General features: G+C 62.9%; 14 protein-coding genes. 6 read left to right on the forward strand and 8 right to left on the reverse strand.

Annotation, left to right across the window (positions count from 1 at the left end):
• Positions 1-43: 43 nt before the first annotated feature.
• The 3 genes from CAG46_RS02740 to CAG46_RS02750 form a co-directional block, all read right to left on the reverse strand.
• Positions 44-2,332 (reverse strand): ABC transporter permease subunit, encoded by a 2,289-nt coding sequence (locus CAG46_RS02740; protein WP_085588835.1) that lies wholly within the window; start codon positions 2,330-2,332, stop codon positions 44-46.
• A gap of 139 nt (positions 2,333-2,471) precedes the next feature.
• On the reverse strand, positions 2,472-3,470 hold the full coding sequence (locus CAG46_RS02745) for a phosphate ABC transporter substrate-binding protein PstS (RefSeq protein WP_013974822.1): 999 nt from the start codon (positions 3,468-3,470) through the stop codon (positions 2,472-2,474).
• Between the two features lie 224 nt (positions 3,471-3,694).
• Positions 3,695-4,984 (reverse strand): MFS transporter, encoded by a 1,290-nt coding sequence (locus tag CAG46_RS02750; RefSeq protein WP_085615976.1) that lies wholly within the window; start codon positions 4,982-4,984, stop codon positions 3,695-3,697.
• Positions 4,985-5,344: 360 nt separating this feature from the next.
• Here CAG46_RS02750 and CAG46_RS02755 point away from each other — a divergent pair, with 360 nt between their 5' ends.
• Positions 5,345-5,743, forward strand: coding sequence for an acyl-CoA thioesterase (locus CAG46_RS02755; protein ID WP_003253317.1), 399 nt, complete (start codon positions 5,345-5,347; stop codon positions 5,741-5,743).
• A gap of 71 nt (positions 5,744-5,814) precedes the next feature.
• A complete protein-coding gene (locus tag CAG46_RS02760) occupies positions 5,815-6,711 on the forward strand; it encodes a D-hexose-6-phosphate mutarotase (protein WP_085615978.1) in 897 nt (298 codons plus the stop codon).
• 124 nt (positions 6,712-6,835) lie between these two features.
• Here the strand turns inward: CAG46_RS02760 and CAG46_RS02765 are convergent, their stop codons facing one another.
• The 5 genes from CAG46_RS02765 to CAG46_RS02785 all read right to left on the reverse strand — a co-directional run bounded on the left by CAG46_RS02765 (position 6,836) and on the right by CAG46_RS02785 (position 10,448).
• A complete protein-coding gene (locus CAG46_RS02765; protein WP_178080669.1) occupies positions 6,836-7,369 on the reverse strand; it encodes a DUF3299 domain-containing protein in 534 nt (177 codons plus the stop codon).
• Between the two features lie 48 nt (positions 7,370-7,417).
• Positions 7,418-7,663: a GlsB/YeaQ/YmgE family stress response membrane protein gene (locus tag CAG46_RS02770; RefSeq protein WP_012274863.1), complete on the reverse strand. Its 246-nt coding sequence runs from the start codon at positions 7,661-7,663 to the stop codon at positions 7,418-7,420.
• A 96-nt stretch (positions 7,664-7,759) separates the two neighbouring features.
• The gene (locus CAG46_RS02775; protein ID WP_085615982.1) at positions 7,760-8,842 is read right to left on the reverse strand and encodes a 5-(carboxyamino)imidazole ribonucleotide synthase; all 1,083 of its coding nucleotides are present in this window, start codon (positions 8,840-8,842) and stop codon (positions 7,760-7,762) included.
• A gap of 10 nt (positions 8,843-8,852) precedes the next feature.
• A complete protein-coding gene (gene purE, locus CAG46_RS02780) occupies positions 8,853-9,344 on the reverse strand; it encodes a 5-(carboxyamino)imidazole ribonucleotide mutase (protein ID WP_003253304.1) in 492 nt (163 codons plus the stop codon).
• Positions 9,345-9,515: 171 nt separating this feature from the next.
• A complete protein-coding gene (locus tag CAG46_RS02785) occupies positions 9,516-10,448 on the reverse strand; it encodes a LysR substrate-binding domain-containing protein (RefSeq protein ID WP_161797629.1) in 933 nt (310 codons plus the stop codon).
• Positions 10,449-10,630: 182 nt separating this feature from the next.
• Here CAG46_RS02785 and aspA point away from each other — a divergent pair, with 182 nt between their 5' ends.
• From aspA to CAG46_RS02805, 4 genes are all read left to right on the forward strand, one after another.
• On the forward strand, positions 10,631-12,055 hold the full coding sequence (gene aspA / locus CAG46_RS02790; RefSeq protein WP_003260072.1) for an aspartate ammonia-lyase: 1,425 nt from the start codon (positions 10,631-10,633) through the stop codon (positions 12,053-12,055).
• A gap of 245 nt (positions 12,056-12,300) precedes the next feature.
• Positions 12,301-13,293, forward strand: coding sequence for an AraC family transcriptional regulator (locus tag CAG46_RS02795; protein ID WP_085615984.1), 993 nt, complete (start codon positions 12,301-12,303; stop codon positions 13,291-13,293).
• A gap of 231 nt (positions 13,294-13,524) precedes the next feature.
• Entirely contained in the window at positions 13,525-14,568 is a 1,044-nt protein-coding gene (locus CAG46_RS02800) for a histone deacetylase family protein (RefSeq protein ID WP_085615986.1), read from the forward strand.
• Positions 14,568-15,671 carry a polyamine ABC transporter substrate-binding protein gene (locus CAG46_RS02805; protein WP_085615988.1) on the forward strand — a complete coding sequence of 368 codons (1,104 nt, stop codon included), beginning with the start codon at positions 14,568-14,570 and terminating at the stop codon, positions 15,669-15,671. The genes CAG46_RS02800 and CAG46_RS02805 overlap by 1 nt, the downstream gene beginning before the upstream one ends.
• Positions 15,672-15,725 lie beyond the last annotated feature (54 nt).

Below are 15,725 nucleotides of genomic sequence, written 5' to 3' on the forward strand. Positions count from 1 at the left end.
CAGCCTTTGAGGGAATCCTTTTTCACGGATCGCTACCTTTCTATCAAAGCGACGAGTATTTCTTGCGCAGACGCTGGCGAATCAGCTCGGCCAAGGTGTTCATGATGAAGGTGAACATCAGCAGCACCAGCGCGGCCAGGAACAGCACGCGATAGTGGCTGCCGCCGACTTCCGATTCCGGCATTTCCACGGCCACGTTGGCGGCCAGGGTGCGCATGCCCTCGAACAGGTTCAGCTCCATCACCGGGGTGTTGCCGGTGGCCATCAGCACGATCATGGTCTCGCCCACCGCACGGCCCATGCCGATCATCAGCGCCGAGAAGATACCCGGGCTGGCGGTGAGGATGACCACGCGAGTCAGGGTCTGCCATGGCGTCGCTCCCAGGGCCAGGGAGCCCAGGGTCAGGCTGCGCGGCACGCTGAACACGGCGTCTTCGGCGATGGAGTAGATGTTCGGGATGACCGCGAAGCCCATGGCGATACCCACGACCAGGGCGTTGCGCTGGTCGTAGGTTATCCCCAGGTCGTTGGTGATCCACAGGCGCATGTCGCCGCCAAAGAACCAGTTCTCGAGGTGCGGGCTCATGGTCAGGGCGAACCAGCCGGTGAACAGGATGACCGGGATCAGGATCGCCGCTTCCCAGCCATCCGGGATACGCAGGCGGATCGACTCGGGCAGGCGGGTCCAGGCGAAGCCGGCCAGCAGGATACCGAGCGGCATCAGCAGGAACAGGCTGAACACGCCCGGCAGGTGGCCTTCCAGGTACGGGGCGAGAAACAGGCCGGCGAAGAAGCCGAGGATCACGGTCGGCATCGCTTCCATCAGTTCGATCACCGGCTTGACCTTGCGGCGCATGCCAGGGGCCATGAAGTAGGCGGTGTAGATGGCCGCGGCAATCGCCAGCGGGGCCGCCAGGATCATGGCGTAGAACGCGGCCTTCAGGGTACCGAAGGTCAGCGGCGACAGGCTCAGCTTGGGCTCGAAGTCGGTGTTCGATGCGGTCGATTGCCAGACGTATTTCGGCTCGTCGTAGTTCTCGTACCACACCTTGCCCCACAGCGCGCTGAAGGAAATTTCCGGGTGCGGGTTGCGCAGGCTCAGTGGCAGCAGCTTGCCGCCTTCTTCGATGATGATGCGGTTGGCACGTGGCGAAAGGGCCAGGATGCCAGGGCCTTCGGCGGCCGGCTCGACCAGCAGGGTACGGTGCGCGGTGCTGTGGAACACGCCCAGCTCGCCTGCGGCGTCGAGGGCGACGAAGCCCTTGCGGCGCTCTTCGGCGTCGATCTGCACGACCGCGGCCTTGCCCATCTGGAAGGTGCGGATCAGCTTGAAGCGCGATTCGCCATCCGGGTCACGGGCCATGAACCACTGGGCCAGGCCACCCTTGGAGTCGCCGATGATCAGCGAGATGCCGCCGACCAGCTGGGCGGTGGCGGTAATTTCGGTGTCGGCGCTTTCAGACAATTTGTAGCGGCCGTTGAGGCTCTTGTCGCGCAGGTTGAACACGTCTGCGGTGGCGCGGCCGTTGATCACGTACAGCCACTGCTGACGCGGGTCGATGAAGATGTTCTTCACCGTTTCGGTCATCTGCGGCAATTCGATGCGGTTCTGCTCGGTGGTGACCTCTTCGGTCATCATGTTTTCGGTGCGGGTCAGCTCGACCACCTGCAGGTGCGCGCCGGTGGAACCGGCCATCAGCAGGGTGTCGCCATTGACGTTGACGCTGACATGCTCCAGCGCACGGCCCTGCTCGTCGAGCACGAACGGTTGCTCGCCGTACGGGTAGTCGATGCCGGGGGCGATGGTTTTCTTGTTGTCCGGGTAGGTGATCTTGTAGGTGTGGTGGAACACCAGCGCCTGGCCATTGGACAAGCCCAGCACCACCAGCGGACTGCCCGGCTGGTCGGCACTGATCGAAGTGACCTGGGTGCCTGCCGGCACTGGCAGGTCGAAACGCTTGAGCTCGTTACCGGTCTTGGTATCGAAGAACAGTGCCTGGCCCTTGTCCGAAACGCGCATGCCCACCAGGTTCTGCTCTTCAAGCGCGATCATCAGCGGCTTGCCGGCATCCTGTTGCAGCCAGGTCGGCTCCAGGGCTTTCTTGCTGGTCAGCTCGGCGCCCTGGAACAGCGGCAGCACCACATAGGCCAGATAGAAGAAGATCAGGGTGATCGCCGCCAATACGGCAAGCCCGCCCACCAGTACATACCAGCGGGTCAGGCGGTCCTTGAGCGCGCGCATGCGGCGCTTGCGTTGCAACTCCGGCGTATTGAAATCAATCCGCACGGGCTGGGAGTTTTGGGTCATGTTGGAGTTGGCCAGATCATTCATGCGCACACCCTAGCGGTCCCGTGTGACAAAAACATTACAAAGTGGTGACGCACGAAAGCCCGCCGCACAGGAAACCTGGCTTCGGACTGGAATTTCGTGGAAGAGGCCGGGCATCAGCGCCGGCCTCCCCTTCAGTTACTTACTTTTTTGCGACGTTACCTGCGTGGGACAGGCCCAGGTCAGCCAAGGTCTTGTCGACGACTTTGGCCGGCAGCGGGATGTAGCCATCCTTCACCACGACCTGCTGGCCAGCTTGCGACAGCACCAGCTTGACGAACTCGGCTTCCAGCGGGGCCAGAGGCTTGTTTGGGGCCTTGTTGACGTAGACGTACAGGAAGCGCGACAGCGGGTAGGTGCCGTTCAGGGCGTTGGCTTCGTTGTCTTCAACGAACTCGCCGCCTTCCTTCTTGGCCAGGGCCACGGTCTTGACGCTGGCAGTCTTGTAGCCGATGCCCGAGTAGCCGATACCGTTCAGCGAGGAGCTGATCGACTGCACGACCGAGGCCGAGCCAGGCTGTTCGTTGACGTTAGGCTTGAAGTCGCCTTTGCACAGGGCTTCTTCCTTGAAGTAGCCGTAGGTGCCCGATACCGAGTTACGGCCGAACAGCTGTACTGGCTTGTTGGCCAGGTCGCCGGTCACGCCCAGGTCACCCCAAGTCTTGACGTCGGCTTTGCCACCGCACAGGCGGGTGGAAGAGAAGATGGCGTCGACCTGGGCCATGGTCAGGCCTTTGATCGGGTTGTCCTTGTGCACGAACACGGCCAGGGCGTCTACGGCGACCGGGATGGCGGTCGGTTTGTAGCCGTACTTCTGCTCGAAGGCCTGCAGCTCGACGTCCTTCATCTTGCGGCTCATCGGGCCGAGGTTGGCGGTGCCTTCGGTCAGCGCGGGTGGCGCGGTGGAGGAGCCGGCAGCCTGGATCTGGATGTTTACGTTCGGATATTCCTTCTTGTAGGCCTCGGCCCACAGAGTCATCAGGTTGGCGAGGGTGTCCGAACCGACGCTGGAGAGGTTGCCCGAAACACCGGTGGTCTTGGTGTAGGTCGGGATCGCAGGATCGACAGCGGCTACCGCGTTGGCGGTTGCAACGCCAGCGGCGGCAAAGGTGAGGGCCGCCATCAAACGCTTCAGTTTCATGCCTTGCTCCTAGCAGGAATATTGGGGTGTTGGATGGAACGGGCCCAAGTATCTGCAGGCCGCATGAATACGATATGACTTGAATATGACAATTGGATGAAAGGCCATCATCAAAAGCAGGTCTGGCCTCTTCGCGGCTAAAGCCGCTCCCACAGGTGCTGCCTTGCCTTGAAGCCGGTGCGATTCCTGTGGGAGCGGCTTTAGCCGCGAAGAGGCCAGCAGCCTTAACGCTTGTTGGCCAAGAGGTACACGCCCACAACCAGACCAACGGCACACAGCCCCGCCACATAGTAGGCCGGCGCCATCGGGCTCACTTTCAGCAGCGCAGTCACCACCATCGGCGTCAGCCCACCAAAGATTGCGTAGGCCACGTTGTACGAGAACGACAGCCCGCTGAAGCGCACCACCGCCGGGAACGCCTTGACCATCACATAAGGCACCGCGCCAATCACGCCCACGCACAGGCCGGTCACTGCATACAGCGGGAACAGCAGCTCGGGGCGCGTAGGCAGGCTGTGGTAGAAGGTCCAGGAGGTCGCCAGCAGCAACAGGCTGCCGATCACGAACACCCGGCCCGCGCCAAAACGATCGGCCAGGCTGCCAGCGCCGATGCAGCCGAAGCTGAGCAGCACGATGGCCAGGCTGTTGGCCTTGAGCGAGTCGGTGGGGCTGATGTGGTAGATGCTCTGCAGCAGCGCCGGAGTCATCAGGATGAGCACCACGATGGCGGCCGACAGCATCCAGGTCAGCAGCATCGACAGGATGATCGCACCGCGATGGTCACGCAGCACCGCGCGCAACGGCAGTTCCTCGGCCAGCGCCTTGCGCTGCTGCATCTCGGCGAACACCGGGGTTTCGTGCAGCCAACGGCGCAGGTACACCGAGAACAGGCCGAATACACCGCCGAGCAGGAACGGGATACGCCAGGCGTAATCGGCCACTTCCTGCGCGCTGTAGACGCTGTTGATCAGGGTCGCCACCAGCGAGCCAAGCAGGATACCCGCAGTCAGGCCTGCGGTGAGGGTGCCGCAGGCGTAGCCGGTGTTGCGCTCTGGCACGTGCTCGGACACGAATACCCAGGCGCCGGGTACCTCGCCGCCGATGGCCGCGCCCTGGATCACGCGCATCAGCAGCAACAGGATCGGCGCCCACATGCCGATCTGTGCATAGGTGGGCAGCAGGCCCATGATCAGCGTTGGCAGGGCCATCATGAAGATGCTCAGGGTGAACATCTTCTTGCGCCCGAGCAGGTCGCCGAAGTGAGCCATGATGATGCCGCCCAGCGGCCGCGCCAGGTAGCCGGCGGCAAAAATGCCGAAGGTTTGCATCAGGCGCAGCCATTCGGGCATGTCGGCGGGGAAGAACAGCTTGCCGACCACCGTGGCGAAGAACACGAAGATGATGAAGTCGTAGAACTCCAGCGCGCCGCCCAGGGCGGACAGTGAGAGAGTCTTGTAGTCACTGCGGGTCAGCGGCCGCGAGGGCTGCTCGATACTGCTCGGCACGGAAGTCATCGCTGATTGTTCTCTTTGTAGGCATGCAGGCCGCTTGGCACGCGGCTTCTGGAGTGGGAGACAGGCGAAGATAGCAAATTGCTGAGCTGCGCCGGAAGCGATACAAAATCCCTACACATATTCATGAATGCACGGTCGTCGCTGGCCGTTATGCTCTATATACTGGCAGTTCGTAGGAAAAGGTTGCTGCTAGCGTGGGATGTTGTGCGAAAACGCCGGTCTTTATGTCAGGCGGTTTCGCAGAGTTTCCCTACGGCCGCTCAGTGAAACGAAATCGGCGTAGTATGTTTCAAGCTGAATCGTTTACCCGGCCTTTGCGCCACACCAACGAAAAGCGTCACGGGTCAGAGGCCCCATCGCATGATTGAGCTCGAACAAGAAGATCCTATCCCGCAAGGTGACCTGGCCTTGCAGATCACCGCACTGCCGCGCGAAACCAACGGGTTTGGCGACATCTTCGGCGGCTGGCTGGTCGCCCAGATGGACTTGGCCGGTACCGCCATGGCCAGCCGTGTCGCCGGCGGCCGCGTGGCCACCGTGGCCATCGACCGCATGGCCTTTCTGGTCCCGGTCGCCGTCGGCGCGCAGCTGTCGTTCTATACCCAGACCCTGGAAATCGGTCGCAGCTCGATCCAGATGATGGTCGAAGTGTGGAGCGACGACCCGCTGTCCAGCGAATGGCGCAAGGTCACCGAAGCAGTCTTCGTCTTCGTCGCCATCGACGGCAGTGGCCGCACCCGCTCCGTACCTCGTCGCTGAGCCACGCCGGCGGTAAACTCATTGCATGTGCCCGGGTCCAAGGCCCACTGGCAATCAATGAGATGAATGCAATGGCTACCTTCCAGGTCGTAACCGAGCAACATGGCGAACTCAACTGCTGGCGTATCAGCAGCGACCAAGCCGAACTACTGATCGCCCAGCAGGGCGCGCAGATCCTCAGCTACCAGCGCGTTGGCGAGCCACCGCTGCTGTGGCTGAGCGACCAGGCCATCTTCCGTCAGGGCAAGTCGGTACGCGCCGGTGTGCCGGTGTGCTGGCCGTGGTTCGGCAACCTGCAGCGCAACCCCCAGGCCGTGCAGGCCATGTACCACGGCGAACAGGCACCCGCGCACGGCCTGGCGCGCGCGCGCGAGTGGCAATTGCTGGCTATCGAGGAAGCGGGCGAAGGCCTGCGTATCGAATTCGAACTGCCGGAAGCGCAGGGTGACCTGCCTGGCTGGCCTCATGACGTCGAGCTGAAGCTGGTAGTGGAGCTGGGCAAGGACCTGCAGCTGAACCTGACCAGCCGCAACATGGGCAATACCCCCGTCACCATCAGCCAGGCCCTGCACAGCTACTTCGCGGTCAGTGACGTGCGCCAGGCGCGGGTCGAAGGGGTGGAGGGGCTGAGCTATATCGAGACCCTGGCTGACTGGGAGCAGCGCCAGCAGCAGGGGCCGCTGGCGTTTGCCGGGGAGACCGACCGGATCTACCTGGCGACCCCGCAAACCCTTAGCATCGTCGACCCGCATTGGGAGCGGCGCATTACCTTGACCAGCAGTGGGTCGCGCTCGGCGGTGATCTGGAACCCTTGGACTGAACGGGCCAGGGATCTGCCGGACATGGCTGATGATGGGTGGCAGCGGATGCTGTGCATCGAGACGGCGAATGTGTGGGATGACCTGGTGGAATTGAAGCCTGGGGGCAGCAGCTCGCTGGGGGTCAGGATTGGCTGTGAAATGATCTGAGTCTTGCAGTGCCTGTTCGGGCCCCTTCGCGGGTAAACCCGCTCCAACAAGGTCTCCACAATATTCAAGGTTTGTGGAGACCCTGTGGGAGCGGGTTTACCCGCGAAAGGGCCAGTGCAGGCAATCAGAGGTCTGCATCCTCCACCACCCTGACCTTCCCGGCATCCAGCGCATAGGCCGCATCGGCCAGGTCATTGCTGACCTTCTCCACCTTCAGCTTGCCGCTGACCCACAGCGGTGTGTAGATATCATCGATCTTCAGGCCTTTCGGGTAGCGCACCAGCACCAGCTGGTTCGGTGGTGGTGGCGGCACATGAATGCACGCGCCCGGGTACGGCACCAGGAAGAACAACGTGTTGTTGCCCTTGGCGTCGCTCTCCAGCGGCACCGGGTAGCCGCCCAGGCGAATATCCTTGCCGTTCATGGCCGCCACGGTCTTGGTGGAGTACATCACCGCCGGCAAGCCCTTGCTCTGCTTCAGGCCGCCCTTGTCGGTAAAGGTGCCCATGGCTTCCGGCGAGTTGTGGTCGATATCGGGCATTTGCTCGAGTGCCTGCTGGTCCGACTTGGGCATCAGCTCCAGCCAGTCGGTTTCAGGCAGTTCGGCATGGGCCAGGGTGCTGGCCAACAGCAGTGGGGCGAGGAAAAAGGCACGCATGAAAATGCTCGGCAACTCGAATGAATTGCCGGGCATTCTAACCAGTATTCAGCGTTTCTTGATGAATCCGTAGATCACCAGAAGGATCACAGCACCGATCAGCGCGCCAAGGAAACCGGCAGCCTGCCCGGCCTGGTAGATACCCAGCGCCTGACCGCCGTAGGTGGCCAGCAGCGAGCCGGCAATCCCCAGCAGGATGGTCATGATCCAGCCCATGCTGTCGTCGCCCGGCTTGATGAAGCGGGCCAGCAGGCCGACGATAAGGCCGATGAAGATGGTTCCAATGATACCCATGGCAATCCCTCTGCAGTGAAGATGGAACAAGCCAAAGCCTAGACAGCGCTTTGGCTTGTTGCCATTTCAGAGGGCAAGCCGCTGGTAGAAGTTCGATCAGTTGCCGATCAGGGTTTCTACTTCGGCAATCTTGCGCTCGAGGGTGGCCATGTCGTGGCAGCGCAGGGTGGCGTGGCCAACCTTGCGACCAACCTTGAAGGCCTTGCCGTAGTGGTGCAGGTGGCAGTCACCGATGGCAACCACCTTGTCCACCGCCGGCACTTCACCGATGAAGTTGAGCATCGCGCTCTCGCCGACCTTGGCAGTCGAGCCCAGCGGCAAGCCGGCGACGGCGCGAAGGTGGTTCTCGAACTGGCTGCACTCGGCGCCTTCGATGGTCCAGTGCCCGGAGTTGTGCACGCGCGGGGCGATTTCGTTGGCCTTCAGGCCGCCGTCGACTTCGAAGAACTCGAAGGCCATCACGCCCACATAGTCCAGTTGCTTGAGCACACGGCCCACGTAGTCTTCGGCCAGAGCCTGCAGCGGGTGCGCCTGGCTGGCGACCGACAGGCGCAGGATGCCGCTTTCGTGGGTGTTGTGCACCAGCGGGTAGAAGCGGGTTTCGCCATCACGGGCACGCACGGCCACCAGCGACACTTCGCCGGTGAATGGCACGAAGCCTTCCAGCAGGCAAGGTACGCTGCCCAGCTCGGCAAAGGTACCGACCACGTCCTCAGGCGTGCGCAGCACCTTCTGGCCCTTGCCGTCGTAACCCAGGGTGCGGGTTTTCAGCACGGCCGGCAGGCCGATGCTGGCCACCGCTGCGTCCAGGTCGGCCTGCGAGAGGATGTCGGCGAAGGCCGGGGTAGGGATACCCAGGTCGCGGAACATGCTCTTCTCGAACAGGCGGTCACGGGCGATGCGCAGCGCTTCGGCGCTGGGGTACACCGGCACGAACTGCGAGAGGAAGGCCACGGTCTCGGCCGGGACACTTTCGAACTCGAAGGTGACCAGGTCGACTTCGTCGGCCAGCTGGCGCAGGTGGTCCTGGTCGCCGTAGTCGGCACGCAGGTGCTCGCCCAGCGGCGCAGCGCAGGCGTCCGGCGCCGGGTCGAGGAAGGCGAAGTTCATGCCCAGCGGGGTACCCGCCAGGGCCAGCATGCGGCCCAGCTGGCCGCCACCGATTACACCGATCTTCATGGGTTGAGCCTCAAGCCTGGCGCGGGTCTGGGTTGTCCAGCACGGTGTCGGTCTGTTCCGTGCGGAACTGCTTGAGCGCCGCGTGGTACTGCGGGTACTTGGCGCCGAGGATGCTGGCCGACAGCAGCGCGGCGTTGACCGCACCGGCACGACCGATGGCCAGGGTGGCAACCGGCACGCCGGCTGGCATCTGCACGATCGACAGCAGCGAATCGACACCCGACAGCATCGACGATTGCACAGGCACGCCCAGCACCGGCAGGTGGGTCTTGGCGGCACACATGCCTGGCAGGTGGGCTGCGCCACCGGCACCGGCGATGATCACCTCGATGCCACGGCCCTCAGCCTCCTCGGCATACTGGAACAGCAGATCCGGGGTACGGTGGGCGGAAACCACCTTCACCTCGTAGGGAATGCCGAGTTTTTCCAGCATATCGGCGGTGTGGCTAAGGGTGGACCAATCGGACTTGGAGCCCATGATCACGCCAACCAGTGCACTCATCGTCGAGCCTCTTCGCTTGTGCGCCCTTGGGCGCGTCAAAAAACAACAAGCCACGCGGGACGACCGGCGTGGCTTGTTTGCTGATCAGGACCGGACGCATCCGGTCGAAAGGCCGCGCAGTATACCGTAAGGTGGTGCGTTTAAGGCACCCCGGCGACCAACTGTCGCCCCTTATTTTTCGGGGCTTTGACTGACTTTTGGGTCAACCATCGCCGCCCCCTCGAGCTTGCGCCACAACAGCCTTACATTGGCCTTGCGCACCAGGGCGCAGCGGTACAGGCGGATTTCCAGCGGCACGTGCCACTGGCTGCCGCCGCAGATCGCCAGTTCGCCCCGTTCCAGTTCGCCACGCATCGACAGGCGCGGTACCCAGGCGATGCCCATGCCTTCCAGCGCCATGCTCTTCAGACTGTCGGCCATGGCGGTTTCATAGACGGTGGTATAGCGCAGGTTGCGCTGACGCAGCAGCAAATTGACCGAGCGACCGAGGAAGGCGCCGGCGGTATAGGCCAGCAGCGGCACGCTGCCCTCGCCTTCCAGGTCGAACAACGGCTTGCCGTCGGCATCCACGGCGCATACCGGCAACATTTCAGTGGTGCCCATGTGCAGCGACGGGAAGATCTCGGCATCCATCTGCAGGGCGGCATCCGGGTCATAGAAGGCCAGCATCAGGTCGCAGCCACCTTCGCGTAATGCATGCACTGCATCTCCGACGTTGGTCGCAACCAGGCGGGTGGCGATGTTCAACCCGTCGTTGCGCAACTGGGCCACCCAACGCGGGAAAAAGCCCGATGCCAGGGAGTGTGCTGCGGCCACCTGCACCACCTCACCCTGCCCGCCTTCCAGATGATGCAAGTGGCGGAGAATTTCGCTCAACTGGTCGACAACAGTACGCGCCGTGACAAGAAACAGCTGGCCGGCCTCTGTCAGCTCGATCGGCGTGCGGGAACGATTCACCAATTGCAGGCCCAAGGCTGCTTCCAGGCTGCGAATGCGCCGGCTGAAGGCCGGTTGGGTGACGAAACGCCGCTCTGCCGCCTGGGAAAAACTGCGGGTGGCGGCCAGCGCGCTGAAGTCTTCCAGCCATTTGCTTTCAAGGTTCACGAAGCACATCTCCTGGCGTGCACCAAAATGGAACACGCTCGAATGTCAATTGGCGTCACATGAAACACTATGCCGTTTGTGCATAGGTTAGCGTGCAACAGCATTGGCCGCAAAATCACCTTCAGGCCTAGGATTGGCGCCATTCCGGCATGTGCCGGGTCAAAATCGAGATGATATACATCATGTCCTCCGCTGCATCGTTCCGCGTCGAAAAAGATTTGTTGGGTACCCTTGAAGTTCCTGCAGATGCCTACTACGGCATCCAGACCCTGCGCGCTGCCAACAACTTCCACCTCTCCGGTGTTCCGCTGTCGCACTACCCGAAGCTGGTCGTGGCCCTGGCCATGGTCAAGCAGGCTGCTGCCGACGCCAACCGTGAGCTGGGTCACCTGAGCGATGCCAAGCACGCTGCCATCACCGCAGCCTGCGCCCGCCTGATCAAAGGCGATTACCACGACCAGTTCGTGGTGGACATGATCCAGGGCGGTGCTGGTACTTCTACCAACATGAACGCCAACGAAGTCATCGCCAACGTCGCGCTGGAGGCCATGGGCCACCAGAAGGGTGAGTACCAGTACCTGCACCCGAACAACGACGTGAACATGGCGCAGTCGACCAACGACGCCTACCCGACCGCCATCCGTCTGGGCCTGCTGCTGGGCCACGACGCCCTGCTGGCCAGCCTCGACAGCCTGATCCAGGCCTTCGCTGCCAAGGGTAAGGAGTTCGACCACGTACTGAAGATGGGCCGTACCCAGCTGCAGGACGCCGTACCGATGACCCTGGGCCAGGAATTCCGTGCCTTCGCCACTACCATGACCGAAGACCTGCAGCGCCTGCGCTCGCTGGCCCCGGAACTGCTGACCGAAATCAACCTGGGCGGTACCGCCATCGGCACCGGCATCAACGCCGACCCTGGCTACCAGGCCCTGGCCGTACAGCGCCTGGCTGCCATTAGCGGCCAGCCGCTGGTACCGGCTGCCGACCTGATCGAAGCCACCTCGGACATGGGCGCCTTCGTGCTGTTCTCCGGCATGCTCAAGCGTACCGCCGTCAAGCTGTCGAAGATCTGCAACGACCTGCGCCTGCTGTCCAGCGGCCCGCGCACCGGCATCAACGAGATCAACCTGCCAGCGCGTCAGCCAGGCAGCTCGATCATGCCAGGCAAGGTCAACCCGGTTATCCCGGAAGCCGTCAACCAGGTGGCCTTCGCCATCATGGGCAACGACCTGGCCCTGACCGTCGCCGCCGAAGGTGGCCAGCTGCAGCTGAACGTTATGGAGCCGCTGATCGCCTACAAGATCTTCGACTCGATCCGCCTGCTGCAACGCGCCATGGACATGCTGCGCGAGCACTGCATCGTCGGCATCACCGCCAACGAACAGCGCTGCCGTGAACTGGTCGAGCACTCGATCGGCCTGGTCACCGCCCTGAACCCGTACATCGGCTACGAAAACGCCACCCGTATCGCCCGCGTTGCCCTGGAAACCGGCCGCGGCGTACTGGAACTGGTGCGCGAAGAGAAGCTGCTGGACGACGCGATGCTCGACGACATCCTGCGTCCGGAAAACATGATCGCTCCCCGTCTGGTTCCGCTGAAGGCGTAACCAGGCCGCTGTAAACAGTCTCACCAGGTCGAGGGACTAGACACCTCTCAACCTTTCCAAGGCCCGAGCCTATGCTTCGGGCCTTTTTTTTGCCTGAAGGATTTGTGGGGTTGCTTTGCAGCCCATCGCGACGCAAGGCCGCTCCTGCAATAGCCCTGCGTACACCGGCCAATGTGGGAGCGGCCCCCGAACATCGGCACACAACTTGCTCCATAATGCGTCCCAGCCCAACGGGATTACCCAGCATGCTGCACAGCCACCTGACCACCCTCAACGCGGTTTCGCTGATCCTCAACGTCTTCCAGGCAGACGGTTGCGAGGCGTCGGCGCTGCTGGCCGGCAGCGGCATCGGCCCGGCAGACCTGGGCCATGCCGATGCGCGCATCACCACCCAGCAGGAACTGCAGGTGTGCGCCAACGCCGTTGCCCGACGCGAGGATATCGGCCTGGAACTGGGCCGGCGCATGCATGTGTCGTGCTACGGCATGCTCGGTTACGCCCTGCTCTCCAGTGCCACTTTGGGTGACGCCTTGCGCCTGGCGCTGCAGTATCCGGCACTGCTGGGAACAGTCTTCAAGCTGCGTTTGCTCGACGACGGTCAGCGCGTCTGGTTCAGCGCCAGCGACTACCACGACAGCCCGACGCTGACCGCCTTCAACGCCGAGTTCTGCCTGGTGTCGCTGAAGGTCATCTGCGACGACCTGCTCGGCCGCCCGCTGCCCCTGCTGGCAGCCCGTTTCGAACACCCACGGCCCGGTTACCACGCACTCTATGCCGGGGCATTCCAGTGCCCGGTCGGTTTCGAGGCCGAGGACAATGCCTTTGCCTTCGAACGGCGTTGGCTGGACACACCACTGCCGCTGGCCGACCCGATTACCCACAAGGCCATGAGCGAACGCTGCCGGCGCCTGAACCTGGAATTCACCGGCCGCCAGGCCTGGCTGGGGCGGATTCGCCAACTGCTGGCGCAGCAACTGGATGCAGCGCCCGGGCTGGAAGGGCTGGCGCGGCAGATGAACTGCTCATCGCGCACCCTGCGCCGGCATTTGCAGGCGTTGGGCAGCAGTTATCAACAGCTGCTGGATGAACTGAGGTTCGAGCGGGCCAAACAATTGCTGGCTGATGAGCAGATGCCGATCTATCGGATTGCCGAGTGCCTGGGGTTCAGCGAGACCGCCAGTTTTCGGCATGCCTTCCAGCGTTGGAGTGGCGTCGCGCCCAGTCACTTCCGCGGTTGACCTGTACCGGCCCTTTCGCGGGTGAACCCGCTCCCACAGGGATTGCACACACTCAGGTGCAACACTGTACCTGTGGGAGCGGGTTCACCCGCGAAAGGGCCAGTACAGGCCACCAACAAATCCAGCCAAAGAGCTTGGCCATATCGATCCCCTTTTGGCCACTTGCGTCGTTCTCCCCCACTGGCCCGCCCATGAGAATGGGCCCACGCCAGTACCCACCGGAGAACAACAATGCTGACGATCTATTCCGATGACCACCGCCTGCACCACGGCCGCTGCGAGCTGATCGACGGCAAGCTGATGCCCTGTTTCGAAATGCCGTCACGCGCCGACCATGTGCTCGACCAGGTAAAAAAGCGCAACCTCGGCGACATCCAGGGCCCCACCGACTTCGGGCGCGCACCGTTGCTGCGCATCCACAGCGCCGGCTACCTGGACTTCTTCGAAGGCGCCTGGGCGCGCTGGGCCGCACTGGGCCAGGAAGGCGACCTGCTGCCGTTCACCTGGCCCGCACGCACCCTGCGCCAGGTAAAACCCACCGGCCTGCACGGTGAGCTGGGCTACTACAGCTTCGATGCCGGCGCACCGATCACCGCCGGTACCTGGCAGGCCGCCTACAGCGCCGCTCAGGTCGCCCTCACCGCGCAGGCGGCTATCCAGCAAGGCGCCCATTCCGCCTTCGCCCTGTGCCGCCCGCCAGGGCACCATGCCGCCGGCGAAGTCATGGGTGGCTATTGCTACCTGAACAACGCCGCGATCGCCGCCCAGGCCTTCCTCGACCAGGGCCGACGCAAGGTCGCCATCCTCGACGTCGACTACCACCACGGCAACGGCACCCAGGACATCTTCTACAGCCGCAACGATGTGTTCTTCGCCTCGATCCATGGCGACCCACGCGACGAGTTCCCGTTCTTCCTCGGCTATGCCGATGAAACCGGCGAGGGTGCCGGTGAAGGCTGCAACATCAACTACCCACTGCCGGCCGGCAGCGACTGGGCCGCCTGGAGCGCTGCCCTGGAGGACGCCTGCCAGCGCATCGCCGCCTATGACGCCGATGTGCTGGTGATCTCGCTGGGCGTGGATACCTTCAAGGACGACCCGATCTCGCAGTTCAAGCTGGACAGCCCGGACTACCTGGAAATGGGCAAGCGCATCGCTCAACTCGGCAAGCCGACCCTGTTCGTGATGGAAGGCGGCTACGCTGTGGAAGAAATCGGTATCAACGCGGTCAATGTGCTGGAAGGCTTCCAGCACGCCCAGCCAGGAGCCCGGTAATGGTCCGACTCAAGCGTCTGCTCGCCCCGTTCATCGCCGCCACCCTGTTCACCGGTGCCCTGCAAGCCCAGGCCGAACAGCGCACCCTGCGGGTGTACAACTGGTTCGACTACATCACCCCGCAAACCCTCACCGAGTTCCAGAAAGACAGCGGGGTGAAGCTGGTCTACGACATCTTCGACACCAACGAGGCGCTGGAAGCCAAGCTGCTGACCGGCAACTCCGGTTATGACGTGGTAGTGCCGTCCAACGTGTTCCTCGCCAAGCAGATCGAAGCGGGGGTGTTCCAGCCGCTGGACCGCAGCAAGCTGCCAAACTGGCAGCACCTGGACCCGGCGCTGATGAAGCTGATCGAGGCCAACGACCCCGGCAACAAATTTGCCGTGCCTTACATGTACGGCACCGTGCTGATCGGCTTCAACCCGGCCAAGGTCAAGGCTGCGCTCGGCGACAACGCGCCGGTGGACAGCTGGGACCTGATCTTCAAGGAAGAGAACATCGCCAAGCTCAAGCAGTGCGGTGTGGCCCTGCTCGACTCGCCGTCGGAGATCATGCCACTGGCGTTGCAGTACCTGGGCTTGCCACCGAACAGCGACAAACCGGCTGATTACAAGAAAGCCGAAGCGCTGATGCTGAAGATTCGCCCGCACATCACCTACTTCCATTCCTCGAAGTACATGGCCGACATCGCCAACGGCGATATCTGCGTGGCAGTGGGCTACAGCGGCAGCTTCTCGCAGGCCGCCAACCGCGCCGTCGAGGCGAAGAATGGCGTAGTGGTGGACATGCGCCTACCCAAGGAAGGTGCACCGATCTGGTTCGACATGCTGGCGATTCCGAAGAACGCGGCCAACCCGGAAGATGCCCACGCGTTCATCAACTACCTGCTGCGGCCCGAAGTGATTGCGCCGATCAGTGACTTTGTCGGGTACCCGAACCCGAACAAGGACGCGACCGACAAGGTGAGCCCGGCGATTCGCAACAACCCCAACCTGTATCCGACGGCGGAGGCGATGGCCAAGCTGTATACCCTCAAGCCCCTGGCGCGGGATGCCGAACGGGCTCGGACCAGGGCCTGGACGCGGATCAAGTCCGGTACCTGATTTAGAGCCGGGGGCTGCTTTGCAGCCCAATCGCCGGCAAGCCAGCTCCCACAG

Source organism: Pseudomonas sp. B23(2017) (genome assembly GCF_002113725.1).
Lineage (GTDB): Bacteria > Pseudomonadota > Gammaproteobacteria > Pseudomonadales > Pseudomonadaceae > Aquipseudomonas > Aquipseudomonas putida_Z.